The 12,751-nt window shown below is 61.6% G+C and carries 12 protein-coding genes; 1 reads left to right on the forward strand and 11 read right to left on the reverse strand.

The annotated features are described in order from the left end of the window. Positions 1-151 precede the first annotated feature (151 nt). Together NPS46_RS00830 and NPS46_RS00835 are read right to left on the reverse strand one after the other, a co-directional pair. Positions 152-2,296 (reverse strand): 3-hydroxyacyl-CoA dehydrogenase NAD-binding domain-containing protein, encoded by a 2,145-nt coding sequence (locus tag NPS46_RS00830; RefSeq protein ID WP_274104499.1) that lies wholly within the window; start codon positions 2,294-2,296, stop codon positions 152-154. Positions 2,297-2,316: 20 nt separating this feature from the next. Beyond that, positions 2,317-3,522: an acetyl-CoA C-acetyltransferase gene (locus NPS46_RS00835; RefSeq protein ID WP_274105372.1), complete on the reverse strand. Its 1,206-nt coding sequence runs from the start codon at positions 3,520-3,522 to the stop codon at positions 2,317-2,319. Between the two features lie 686 nt (positions 3,523-4,208). Between NPS46_RS00835 and NPS46_RS00840 the strand changes: the two genes are divergently transcribed. Then, positions 4,209-5,042, forward strand: a complete 834-nt coding sequence (locus tag NPS46_RS00840) for a c-type cytochrome (protein WP_274104500.1) — start codon at positions 4,209-4,211, stop codon at positions 5,040-5,042. A gap of 9 nt (positions 5,043-5,051) precedes the next feature. On the opposite strand, the gene NPS46_RS00845 is transcribed toward NPS46_RS00840, so the two are convergent. The 9 genes from NPS46_RS00845 to NPS46_RS00885 all read right to left on the reverse strand — a co-directional run bounded on the left by NPS46_RS00845 (position 5,052) and on the right by NPS46_RS00885 (position 12,699). Then, positions 5,052-5,855: a transglutaminase family protein gene (locus NPS46_RS00845; RefSeq protein WP_274104501.1), complete on the reverse strand. Its 804-nt coding sequence runs from the start codon at positions 5,853-5,855 to the stop codon at positions 5,052-5,054. Further along, positions 5,852-6,802 (reverse strand): alpha-E domain-containing protein, encoded by a 951-nt coding sequence (locus tag NPS46_RS00850; protein ID WP_274104502.1) that lies wholly within the window; start codon positions 6,800-6,802, stop codon positions 5,852-5,854. The genes NPS46_RS00845 and NPS46_RS00850 overlap by 4 nt, the downstream gene beginning before the upstream one ends. Positions 6,803-6,813: 11 nt before the next feature. Then, a complete protein-coding gene (locus NPS46_RS00855; protein WP_274104503.1) occupies positions 6,814-8,223 on the reverse strand; it encodes a circularly permuted type 2 ATP-grasp protein in 1,410 nt (469 codons plus the stop codon). A 390-nt stretch (positions 8,224-8,613) separates the two neighbouring features. Continuing rightward, on the reverse strand, positions 8,614-8,955 hold the full coding sequence (locus NPS46_RS00860) for a ribonuclease E inhibitor RraB (RefSeq protein ID WP_274104504.1): 342 nt from the start codon (positions 8,953-8,955) through the stop codon (positions 8,614-8,616). 214 nt (positions 8,956-9,169) lie between these two features. Further along, complete coding sequence (locus NPS46_RS00865) at positions 9,170-9,406, reverse strand: hypothetical protein (RefSeq protein ID WP_274104505.1); 237 nt, start codon at positions 9,404-9,406, stop codon at positions 9,170-9,172. Between the two features lie 209 nt (positions 9,407-9,615). Next, positions 9,616-10,221, reverse strand: a complete 606-nt coding sequence (locus NPS46_RS00870; RefSeq protein WP_274104506.1) for an START domain-containing protein — start codon at positions 10,219-10,221, stop codon at positions 9,616-9,618. A 49-nt stretch (positions 10,222-10,270) separates the two neighbouring features. Next, positions 10,271-10,525 (reverse strand): YkgJ family cysteine cluster protein, encoded by a 255-nt coding sequence (locus tag NPS46_RS00875; RefSeq protein ID WP_274104507.1) that lies wholly within the window; start codon positions 10,523-10,525, stop codon positions 10,271-10,273. 151 nt (positions 10,526-10,676) lie between these two features. Continuing rightward, positions 10,677-11,177 (reverse strand): translation initiation factor 2, encoded by a 501-nt coding sequence (locus NPS46_RS00880; RefSeq protein WP_274104508.1) that lies wholly within the window; start codon positions 11,175-11,177, stop codon positions 10,677-10,679. Between the two features lie 79 nt (positions 11,178-11,256). Further along, positions 11,257-12,699, reverse strand: coding sequence for a PLP-dependent aminotransferase family protein (locus tag NPS46_RS00885; RefSeq protein ID WP_274104509.1), 1,443 nt, complete (start codon positions 12,697-12,699; stop codon positions 11,257-11,259). Between the last annotated feature and the right edge of the window lie 52 nt (positions 12,700-12,751).

Consider the following 12,751-nt stretch of genomic DNA (forward strand, 5'->3'; position numbering starts at 1 on the left):
GATTAGGCCAATAAGGGAGTGGTGAGCCTAATGCCGTTCAGGTCAGGAAACAACCGGGCGAAGGGTTACAGGAGCCGACGCGCTGGCGATTTTCTAGCCTGTCAGCAAGCGCTAAAAGATCGCCAGTACGCTCGTCTCTACAAGGGCAGGATCAGAAGTGTTCGCCTACGGCGGCCTTGTTCAATAGCAGTGCCGGCGGCGCGAAACGTGTGCCGTACTGCGCCTCCAGGTACTGGGCGCGGGCAATAAAATCCTTCAGGCCATACTGATTGATAAACTGCAGCGCGCCGCCCGTCCAACTGGCAAAGCCGATGCCGAAGATCGAGCCGATATTGGCATCGGCCGTCGATTGCAGCACCCCCTCTTCCAGGCAACGTACCGTCTCCAACGCCTGGATAAACAACAGACGGTCGCGCACATCCTGCGGACTGATCTGCCGATCGGCTTGCTCGAAGCGGGCCTTGAGCCCCGGCCACAAGTGCTTTGGCGCGCCGGCCGGATAATCATAAAAACCGCCGCCAGCCGCCTTGCCCGGGCGCTTGAACTCTTCCACCAATAGGTCGATCACCGCCGTGGCCGGATGCTCGACAACTGGCAGCCCTTCAGCCTGCAGATCGCTGGCGGTCTGCCGGCGAATATGGCTCATCAGGCTCAGCGACACCTCGTCGGACACCGCCAGAGGCCCAACCGGCATACCGGCCTTGCGCGCCTCGGTCTCGATCATCGGCGCGCCAATTCCCTCACCCAGCATGGCAATGCCTTCGTTGGTATAGGTGGCGAAGACCCGCGAGGTAAAGAAACCACGACTGTCGTTGACCACAATGGGCGTCTTGCGGATCTGCAACACAAAGTCGAAAGCCCGCGCCAGCGTTTCATCGCTGGTGCGGGCACCCCGAATGATTTCCACCAGCGGCATCTTGTCCACCGGGCTGAAGAAGTGCAGGCCGATAAAGCGCTCCTGGCGTGCCACTGCCTTGGCCAGTCCACTGATGGGCAAGGTCGAGGTGTTGGAGGCAATGACCGCATCATTGCCCACCACGCGCTGGGCGGCAGCCGAGACCTGGGCCTTGAGCGCACGGTCCTCGAACACCGCTTCGATCACCAGATCACAGCCCGCCAGGTCAGCCTCGTCGTCACTGGGTTGAATCAGCGCGAGCAGCGCGTCACGGCGCTCCTGACTGATCTGCCCGCGCGCGAGCTGTTTGTCGAGCAGCGCCGCCGAGTGGTCCTTGCCTTTTTGCGCCGCAGCCAGGGTCAAGTCCTTGAGGACCACGGCAACGCCCGCCAGAGCACTGACATAAGCAATCCCCGAGCCCATCATGCCCGCACCGAGCACGCCGACCCGGCGTGTCACATAAGGCGCGAAACCCTCGGGGCGCGAGCCACCCGCCTTGATTTCATTGAGCTGGAACCAGAAGGTGCCGATCATGTTCTTGGCCACCTGGCCCGTGGTCAGCTCGGTGAAGTAGCGGGTTTCGATCAATTGCGCCGTCGCGAAATCGACCTGGGCGCCCTCCACCGCCGCACAGAGGATTTTCTCCGGCGCCGGCAGGCAGCCCTGGGTTTTGCTGCGCAAAATCGAAGGGGCGATGGCCAGCATCTGCGCCACCTTGGGGCTGGCCGGCGTACCGCCGGGGATCTGATAGCCCCGAGCATCCCAGGGCTGCTGAGCCGCGGGATTAGCCAGAATCCAGGCCCGTGCCTTTGCCAGCAAATCGGCCGGATCGCTGGCCAGTTGATCCACCAGCCCGGCCTGCAAGGCCTGGGTCGGCGTCAGTTGTTTGCCTTCGAGCAAATACGGCAAGGCTTTTTCCAGACCCAGCAAACGCACCATCCGCACCACACCCCCACCGCCCGGCAGCAGGCCCAGGGTCACTTCCGGCAAGCCCAGACGCACAGCCTTATGATCCAGCACGATGCGCTGATGGCACGCCAGGCAGATCTCCCAGCCACCGCCCAGGGCCGTGCCATTGATCGCGGCGACCACGGGCTTGCCCAGGGTTTCCAGCGCCCGCAGTTGCGCCTTGAGTTGCAGCACCATCGAGTAGAAAGCCTGGGCATCGTTCGGTGTGATCTTGATCAGTTCATTGAGGTCGCCACCGGCGAAAAAGCTGCTTTTGGCCGAGGTGATGATCACCCCGGCAATGTTCTCCCGCTCAGCCTGCAAACGCGCCACGCAGCGCTGCATGGCTTCACGGTATTGCGCGTTCATGGTGTTGGCCGTCTGGCCGGGCATATCGAGGGTCAGTACGACAATCCGGTCCTGGTCCACGGCGTAACGGATGGCTTCGGTCATGGTGAGCTTCCCGGTCGGAGTCAAAGACGTTCAATAATGGTGGCGATACCCATGCCGCCGCCGACGCACAGCGTGGCCAGGCCATAGCGCAATTGCCGTGCCTCCAGCTCGTCGAGCAGGGTGCCGAGAATCGCGCAGCCGGTGGCCCCCAGAGGGTGCCCGAGGGCAATGGCACCGCCGTTGACATTGACCCTCGCCGGGTCGACGCGCAGGTCCTTGATAAATTTCAGGACCACCGAGGCGAATGCCTCGTTGACCTCGAACAGGTCGATATCCTCGATCCGCAGGCCGGCCTTGGCCAGGGCCTTGCGTGTGGCAGGCGCCGGACCGGTCAGCATAATGGTCGGGTCGGTGCTGGTTACCGCCGTGGCGATAATACGCGCCCGTGGGCGCAGGCCCAGCGCCTGGCCCTTGGCCTCGGAGCCGATCAGCATCAAAGCCGCCCCATCGACAATGCCCGAGCTGTTGCCAGGGGTGTGGACATGATTGATTCGCTCGACATGGCTGTAGACCCGCAATGCCGTGGCATCGAAGCCCATCTGGCCAACCGCCTCGAAGCTCGGCTTGAGTTTGCCCAGGCCTTCGAGGGTCGAGTCGGCACGAATAAACTCATCGTGGTCGAGCAGAACAATGCCGTTCTGATCGATAACCGGCACCAGGGAGCGGGCGAAGGCGCCCTCGGCCCGAGCGCGCGCAGCCTGTTGCTGGGAACGCAGGGCAAAACCGTCGACCGTTTCGCGACTGAAGCCTTCCAGGGTGGCGATCAGGTCGGCGCCAATCCCCTGGGGCGTGAAATGGCTGTGCAGATTGGTCTGCGGATCGAGGACCCAGGCCCCACCATCGCTGCCCATCGGCACCCGGGACATCGATTCGACACCGCCGACCACCACCAGGTCCTCGAAGCCGGAACGCACCTTCATCGCCCCGAGGTTCACCGCCTCCAGCCCTGAAGCACAGAATCGGTTGATCTGCACCCCCGCCACACTGACATCCCAATCGGCCACCAAGGCCGCCGTCTTGGCGATATCAGCCCCCTGGTCGCCGACCGGCGTCACGCAGCCCAGGACAATATCGTCCACCTCGCGGGTATCCAGGCAATTGCGCTGTTGCAGCGCCTTGAGCAATCCGGCCAACAGGTTGACCGGCTTGACGCTGTACAGCGCGCCGTCGGCCTTGCCCTTGCCACGGGGCGTGCGTATCGCATCGAAAATAAAGGCTTGGGTCATGACATCCTCGAACCAGTGCACGGCTAGGGAATACAGCGCCTTCACCATAGGCTCGGCAGCGGCGGATGCAATGACCGATACGCTCAGCCCCCTTGACGGTGCTGCTCAGACGAACGGTAGGTCGCGCGTAAACAGCCCTTCGACAGGTCGAAAGTGTCTAGCAGAAGGCTTGCTTGATGGATGGCACGGAGCCTTATTTCTTTTTAGTCGAAAAAACCAAAAAATCGCAATTGAATGGGTCTAAGCCATGGGCGGCGCGGGCCCTAAGGTTAAATCTGCGCACTTTCACTGCCTCGATTACCGGTTTGCGAGGCGGATGTTATCCAGGGGCAATGTGGGCAGTGAATGACAGAACGAGCGCGCAGCACTCAGGAATAACAACAAAAGGCAGTCAGCCATGTTTAAACCATCGAAGCTCCGCCAGGCGAGTCTTATTGTTTTCGCGACCACGCTGCTATTGATTTTGCCGAACCTGAGCAAGGTCCTCGGGTAAACCAATGGCGACTCCGTCCCTCCCCTAGTGCCCCCGGCTAACAGCCGGGCTGGGCGCCCTGCGCATTTGCTGCAGAAGCCAACGTGCTCGCGCGTTGTTGCCCCACCCGCCACATCATCAACAAGCCCCTTGCCCATCGCCATTCAAAAGGCTATCAACCAGGCTTGCCCCTTAAGGATGCACCACTCGCACCATGCGCCAGTTCGTCTTGCTGACCTTGATCAGCGCCCTGCTAAACACCACCGCCCTGCACGCTGGCGAACTGACCGTGGACCTGGGCGATTCGTCCCAGACCTGGCAGACCCGCGAACTGCTGGAACACCCCCTGGCGCAGACGGTGCAGGTCGATAACGACGTCACCTACAAACGCACGATGCGCTATCGTGCGGTGCCGCTGAAGGCGCTGCTCGAAGGTGTCCAACCCGAAGATCACCTGCAGGCCCGCGCCAGCGACGGCTTTGCCGCGGAAATGGCCGCCAAGCCCCTGCTCGCCACCCAGGGGGCCAGGGCCTGGCTGGCCATTGAAGATCCCGCCACACCCTGGCCGCCCATTGCCCGCGGTAAACCCAGTGCCGGGCCGTTCTACTTGATCTGGACCGATCCTCAGGCCGGGCCGATCAGCCCCGAGCAGTGGCCCTTTCAACTGGCCAGCATCCGCCGTCTGCCGCCTCTGGACAGCCGTTTCCCGGCCTTGCGTCCGGCACCAGGGTTGGCGGACGATGACCCGATCACTCGCGGCTACGCGCTTTTCCAGCAGAACTGCCTGGCCTGTCATCGCCTCAACGGCGCAGGCGATGCACGGATGGGCCCGGACCTGAACCTGCCGTTCAACCCCACCGAGTATTTTGTCGCGGGCACACTCGAGCGCTATATCCGCAACCCGCAGAGTTTGCGCCAATGGCCCGAGGCGAAGATGCCGGGGTTCTCCGCCGAGGTCTTATCGGACGACGACCTGACGGCACTGATCAGCTACATACGCCACATGGCCGGGCGCAAAGTGCCCCTGCCGGTGGCTCCCGGCCCATGACGCCACTACTTACTGCTGCTGGACGCTGAGCACGGGCATCGGCGCCACCAGCACCTTGGCGTGCATCTGCTCGCAGCCACCGCCTCGGCGCATGCCACGGACCGGGCAGGCATCCAGGTAATCCAGGCCCACCGCCAGCTTGAGATGGCGCTCGGGCCGGGACAATTGGTTGGTCACATCGAAGCTGTACCAGGCACCCTCGAGCCAGGCTTCGGCCCAGGCATGGCTGGCCAGGTGCTCACTGCTCTCGCTGTACAGATAGCCCGACACATAGCGTGCAGGAATGCCCAGGCTGCGGGCGCAGGCCAGGAACGCATGGGTATGGTCCTGGCAGACCCCGGCCCGGCGCGCAAACGCCTCGGCGGCACTGGTGTCGACCTCGGTGGCTCCCGGGGTATAGGCCATCTGCTGGTTGAGACCCTGCATCAGGTCGATGAGCGCCGTGCGATCGCGGCGTTGGCGACATTGCTGCTCGGCAAACGCTCGCAAGGCCTCATCGGGTTCGGTCAGCCGGGTCATACGCAGGAACGGCAGCGCGGACTGGCTCTCGTGCTCGGCCTCGCGCAGCTCGTCGATATCCACCTGGCCACGGGCACCGATGATGATGGCTTCATGGGGTTCGTCCAGGGTCAGCACATGGAGAATATTGCCAAAGGGATCGAGTTGGGCGCGTACCGGCCGGGGCAGTTCGAGCTGCCAACTGAGCACATGCTGACGTTCGCTGTCATGGGGCGTCAGGCGCAGATACTGAATGCTTGCCCGCACCTGATTTTCGTAGTGATAGGTGGTCTCGTGGCTGATGGAAAGTCTCATGCGGCCTCCAGGTAGGAGCTGTGAATAGCGTTGCCCAGCTGGCGTACCAGCGGGATAAACTCGGTCAGCCAGGCATGCAGGCCTTCGTCGAGGATTTCGTTGATGCCGGTGTAACGCAGCCGGGCGTCCATTTCCGCCGCCAGGCGCTGGGCCGTACGACCGTTGGTGCCAGGCAGGCTGGCGAGTATCTGGTCGATCTCCTCGGTACAGGCGCGCAGTGAGCGCGGCACATCCGCACGCAACAGCAGGAGCTCGGCGACATGCCGGGCACCGGGCGCATCCCGATAGATTTCGGTATAGGCCTCGAACGAGGACAGCGCCCGCAGCAGCGCGCTCCACTGGTAGTAGGCATGAGCGGTGCCATCGCTGACCGCTTCGCCTTGGTCGCCGGCCATTTCATAGCGGGCATCAAGCAGACGCAGAGTGTTGTCGGCCCGCTCGATAAAGGTCCCGAGGCGAATAAAGCGAAAGGCATCATTGCGCATGATGGTGCCGTAGGAAGCCCCGCGGAACAGGTGTGAACGCTCCTTGATCCACTCGCAGAAACGGCTCATACCATAGCGACCCAGGCCCTGCTCGGCGATCCCGCGGATCTCCAGCCAGGTCGAATTGATGTTTTCCCACATGTCCGCGGTAATCCGCCCGCGTACCGCATGGGCACTGGCGCGCGCTGCGCCGAGGCAGCTGTAGATGCTGGCCGGGTTGGCCGCGTCCAGAGCAAAAAAATGTAGGAGCCGTTCGGCATGCAACTCGCCGTGGCGCTCCAGGTAATCGTCGAGGGTGCCGGTAATCAGCAGCGGCATCGCCACTTCGTGCAGGCCATCCCCGCGACCATCCTGGGGCATCAGCGACAGCGAATAGCCGACATCCAGCATGCGGGCGAGATTCTCCGCACGCTCCAGGTAACGCGACATCCAATACAAATCCGAGGCAGTTCTACTTAACATGGCAGGCTTCCTTAATCCTCGACCACCCAGGTGTCCTTGGTACCGCCCCCTTGGGACGAGTTGACCACCAGGGAGCCTTCGCGCAACGCCACACGGGTAAGCCCGCCGGGCACGACACGGGTTTCGCGGCCCGACAGCACAAACGGGCGCAGATCGATATGGCGTGGGGCGATACCGTTTTCGACAAACGTCGGGCACGTCGACAATGACAGCGTCGGCTGGGCGATATACGCGTGGGGCTTGGCCTTGATCCGCGCCCGGAACGCTTCGATTTCCGCGCGGGTCGAGGCTGGCCCGACCAGCATCCCGTAACCACCGGAGCCCTGGGTTTCCTTGACCACCAGATCGGGCAGATTGGCCAACACGTGGGACAGTTCATCCGGCTTGCGGCATTGCCAGGTCGGTACATTTTTCAGGATCGGCTCCTCGTCGAGATAGAAGCGGATCATGTCGACCACGAACGGGTAGACCGACTTGTCGTCCGCCACCCCGGTGCCGATGGCGTTGGCCAGGACGACATTGCCGGAGCGATAGGACGACAGCAGCCCGGGCACCCCCAGCATCGAGTCAGGATTGAAGGCCAGCGGATCGAGGAAGGCGTCGTCGAGCCGACGGTAGATCACATCGACCGCCTTGGGCCCGTCGGTGGTGCGCATAAACACCTTGTCATCGCGCACAAACAGGTCCGCGCCCTCGACCAGTTCGACGCCCATCTCCCGCGCCAGAAACGCATGTTCGAAGAACGCGCTGTTAAAGCGCCCGGGCGTCAGCACGACCACGCTGGGGTCATCCAGCGGGCTGGAACTCTTGAGGGTATCGAGCAGCAGGTTCGGATAATGATCGATGGGCGCAATGCGCTGGGCGGCAAACAGCTCAGGGAACAGGCGCATCATCATCTTGCGGTCTTCGAGCATGTAGCTGACACCGCTGGGGGTACGCAAATTATCTTCGAGGACGTAGTAGGTACCGTCGCCATCACGCACCAGATCGACGCCGGAAATATGCGAGTAGATATCGCGATGCAGGTCCAGCCCCTGCATGGCCAACTGATACTGCTCGTTGGCAAGCACCTGCTCGGCTGGGATGATTCCGGCCTTGATAATGCGTTGCCCGTGATACAGGTCGGCCAGAAACATGTTCAAGGCCTTGACCCGCTGGATGCAGCCGCGCTCGACCGTCCGCCATTCACTGGCCGGGATACTGCGCGGAATGGTATCGAACGGAATCAGCCGCTCCGTGCCCTGCTCATCCCCATACAGGGTGAACGTGATCCCGGCGCGATGGAACAGCAGGTCGGCCTCGCGTCGCCGCTGCGCCAGCAACTCCTGTGGCGTCTCTGCCAGCCAGCGGGCGAACTCCCGGTAATGCGGGCGGACCTGGCCGCCGGCATCGTACATCTCGTCAAAATAGGTGCGGATCATGCCGTACTCCTTGTCACCCGGTCATAGGGCCTTCGCAAGGCCCGTGCCATTGGCATAAACGCTTTAATATCAATCGGTTGGATAATCTCCTGACAAACACCGCACCATTGCTGTGCGGTAAATGCCCCAACGCAATCACCCGCGCCTCATTGCGAAGCAGACTGGTCACTATGACCAGCATAGACAGAGTTGATTTCATCGCAGCAGACGGATGGCAGAGAATGGCCAGCACGCGGCAAGCGAGCGCAGTCCCAAGGTGGGTTGCGCCGGCAGACAGGATGCGCGCCGTCCACGAACTTCCCTTTTGGCCACCTGCTTGGGTGGCCTTTTTTTGGGCAAATAAAAACGGCCGACCCGAAGGTCAGCCGTTATTCAAACGTGCGTGGAAGGTCAGGCATGCATCGGGCGAATCTCGTGCTTGACGCCCCAGCCTTCGGCAATCCCGCCCAGAGGCGCGACGACCGCTTCGAAGTTCTGCTCAAAATCGCCAATTCCCCCATAAGTGGCGAACATCAATTTGCTCAGTTCCAGGCACCAGGCACCGTCATCTCTCAGGCCAACCTGGGCATTCAGGGACTCACCGCGAAACTGTCCAGCCGCCCTGCGGGCCCGCTCCTCGTCGGGAAAGATCGCGTAGAACTCAATGGGGTGGATACGGGCAAAATCGAAACCGCCTTCTTTCATGCGGCGCAGTACGTGGCTGCTGATGTCTTCTTGATAGGCTGTGCTCATGAAACGTCCTCCTCAAAACCGATGGATAGACTTTTCCGCATTCCCGCGCCCGTCACAGAACGTGGCGAGCGATAACCCGTGAAACGGGCCGACGGGAAACAAGCATGTAGCTGACAAGACCAGACCTTAGCGAATCATTCGCTGATCTTGCTTGCAGAGTAGCGCGGGGGCCGTGCGTGCGCCAGAGCGGCGAGCACGATAGGCAAGGCACGGCTCATGGCCGCCGGGTGATACCGAGGATCTGGATGCTGTTCTGTTCCTTGAGGCTTTTCACGGTCGGGTCCGACGCCCGCCCTTCCAGGTCATTGAGGTCCAGTTTCGCCGTTACCGGCAGCAGCTTTGCACGTACCAGCCGCGCCGCCTCTTCCAGGCTCGGTTCCCACTCGCAATCAAAGCACTCGACCGTTTTTACACCATGGTCATCGACAAAGGTGACTTGCCACTGTTGCATCTAAGCCTCCAGGGCAGGCCGCAAAATGGGCCCACAGCATGTCGACCCGGAGCAAGGATGAATCGTTCAGGTGTAAGGGATAAAGGCGCCGTTTTACGTCAACAATCTGCAAGAGCGAGCAGCCGGCCCTGGCCCGGGGCAAACAGCCCCGCGGGGTACTAGGACCCATCGCGAGGCCGCCCGCGCCTGCCGTTTTCCAGAGCGTGACGTTAAGGTTTTTCAGCGCGCTGCTTGAGCGCTTGCAGGGTGTTGAACGGCGCATCGACGACGAACTTGTTCGCCAGCCAGGAAGGCACGCTACCGCCCGGCTCGGTGTGGACCTGGTAAGTCACTTCGATCAGGTCACCCTTGGGCACCAGCTTCCAGAACCCTTCGACCTGAGCGACCCGGACAAAGCCCTTCTCTTCCGGAATATAGCTCGGCACACCTTCAAGCTTGCGGGTCACGCTGCCATCTGCCGCTTCGCTGGTGGTGATATGCAGCACCGAGTCGCGCGCCGTCACCGGCCACGGCGTATTGAACTGCGTATAGGTCCAGCTCTGGTCGCCTTCGTGCTTGAGCACCTTCTGCGACTTGCACTCGTGGATCCACGCGCAAGCTCCCGCAACGTCTTCCTGCAAACCGCGCACCTTGGCCATGCTGGCCTTGATGGTGGTGACACCCCGGTAAGCCTTGTACTTGGAGCCGGCCACTTCGCTCAGGGAAACCTTGATGCCGTCCTGATCCTTGGCGACTTGCCAGTCTTCAGCCTGGGCCACACTGGCCAGCAAGGCCGTCAAACCGCAGATCACAGCCATTTTATGCAGCGAAACCATTGTCTTATTCCTTATTGTCGAAGTTCCGTTCATTTAAGGTCATCAAACCCTAGGCTGCCGTCATTTCTTCCCACCAGCCAAGCAAGCGGATCGCCTCCTCCCGACTCTCGCCGCACACCTGCGGGTCCGCCTGGAAAGCGCCGCAAACGGCGGGCCGTTCGGGCTGGCCGAACAGCGCACAAAGCGACTCCGGCGAGAGGTGCACGCAACGCTCACCCGCAGCCTTGCCATTGGGCATCCCGGGAATTGCGGAACTGATGGATGGCGCAATACAGCAGGCACCACAACCTTCACGGCAGTTCATGGACACAGCCCCCGGAATGTAACCAAATATTTTGACGACACGGCATACTACTCGCTAAAACAGCTGTTTTAAAAGAATCATTCAATGGTTTTGCCGACCCACAACAGATGACTGCCCGGTCAACGGGCAGATACCGACAGACGGTCGCTACTTACTGTTTGAATTCGAAATCGATGGCCGCGCCTTCGATGTCCTGGCGGCTCTCGTTGCGCAATTGCAGGTTCATTTCATTGCTCAGCAGCCGTCCGTTGAGCTGGAACGGGCTTTCAGGCGCAGGTTTTTCGCCGAACATCGGCGGAAGCAGCGGCTCATGCTTGGGCAAGGGTACCGCGCCCTTGGGGGACAGTTCCTTGACCAGTTCCGGTGGCAGGCTGAGGTCCAGCTTGGCCGACTTGAGCTTCGTTTTGGCAACTTCCCGGGCCGACTTGGACTTGCTCGCAATGGGCGGGCGCTTCTTGGCCGGCGCGGCTTTTTTCGCCACAGGCTTGCTCGACACGCTGGCTTTCTTGGCCGCCGGCTTCTTCGCTGCGGTGGGCGCCTTGGCTGGCACGCTCGCCTTAGGCTTTTCCTGGGGCGCTGCCGCGACGTGGCTGGCACTCAGGGTACCCAGCAGGCAGGTCAACAACAGAACCAGGGGGCGAATCAATTTCATGAACACACGGGCGCTAACAACAAAGGAACAATATGCTCGCTTGTTGTGCGCCCCATGACAAGTCTCGATAAGCGGCCTACTAGAGCATCCCGCTGGCGGTTTCCTGGCACAGCTGGTTGGCCAGCATCCCCAAGGTCATCAGCGCCCGCTCGGCCTCGCGGTTCCAGGGAATACCGCAGTTGAGGCGGATGCAATGGTTGAACTGCTCGGTATTACTGAAGATCAACCCCGGCGCGATGCTGATCCCCTGCTGCAGTGCACGCACATGCAGCTCCTGAGTATTGACCCGTCCCGGCAGGCTGACCCAAAGGATAAAACCGCCCGTCGGACGGGTCATTTGCGTGCCTTCGGGGAAGTACTGCTGCACCGCCAGCTGGAACGCACTGAGGTTCTTGCGGTACTCCTGACGGATAAAGCGCAGATGCCGGTCGTAACCACCGTTTTCCAGGTAAGCCGCGACCCCCATCTGTGTCACGCTGCAAGCCGAGTGCGTACTGAACGTCTGCAGCCGCTGAATTTCCTGTTGGAACTTGCCGGCGATCATCCAGCCGATCCGCACACCGGGTGAGAGTGTCTTGGAGAAGCTTGAACAGTAGATCACCCGGTCCAGACGGTCGTAGGCTTTGAGCGCCTTGGTTCGGCCGACTTCGAACATCAGCTCGCCATAGATATCGTCCTCGACAATCTGGATATCGAAATCCGATGCCAGGCGCAGCAGCTGCTTTTGCCGCTCTTCCGGCATGGTGCCGCCCAGGGGGTTGCTCAGGCGCGTGGTCAACACCAGGGCCTTGATCGACCACTGGTTGGCCGCCAGTTGCAGGGCTTCCAGGCTCATGCCCGTGGAGGGGTCGCTGGGAATCTCGATAACCTTGAGCCCCAGCAGATCGGCCAGTTGCAGCAGGCCGTAATAGGTCGGCGATTCGGCGGCAATCAGATCGCCCGGACGGGTCAGCACCCGCAGGGACATCTGCAGGGCATCGACGCAACCATGGGTAATGACCACTTCCGAAGGGTCGACCACCACCCCGGCGTCGCGCATGCGGATCGCCACCTGGCGTCGCAGGGGCTCGAAGCCCGGGCTGAACATATAGCTGAAGGCCCGCGGACTATGGAAGCGCGTGACCTTGGCCAACTGCTGGTGCAGCGCCCGTACCGGCAAATAATCGACCGAAGGCACCGCCGCCCCAAAGGGAAATACCCCTTCGCGCCGGGACTCGACCAAGACCTGCTGGATGATACTGCTGCGCGTGACAAGGCCAGGACGCTCGACACGGGCGATGTCCGGAGTCGGTGCGGTCAGGGCCGGCGTCTGGTGTACGTAGTAGCCGGATTGCGGCCGGGCGCGAATCAGCCCCTGATCCTCCAGGTTGGCATACGCCTGGAGCACCGTGGCATGGCTGACATTGAGCTGCGAGCTCATCTTGCGCACCGAAGGCACCCGCTCTCCCGGCTGATAGACGCCACGGCGAATATCCTCGGCCAGTTGCTGAGCAATACGTTGATAGAGCAAAAGATTGGTCATGACGCAGCACTCGATTTCACGGGCATTTTATTCTTGGCGCAAAAGATACCGG

Origin of the sequence: Pseudomonas putida (assembly GCF_028682395.1) — a bacterium.
GTDB classification, from domain to species: Bacteria; Pseudomonadota; Gammaproteobacteria; order Pseudomonadales; family Pseudomonadaceae; genus Aquipseudomonas; species Aquipseudomonas putida_AB.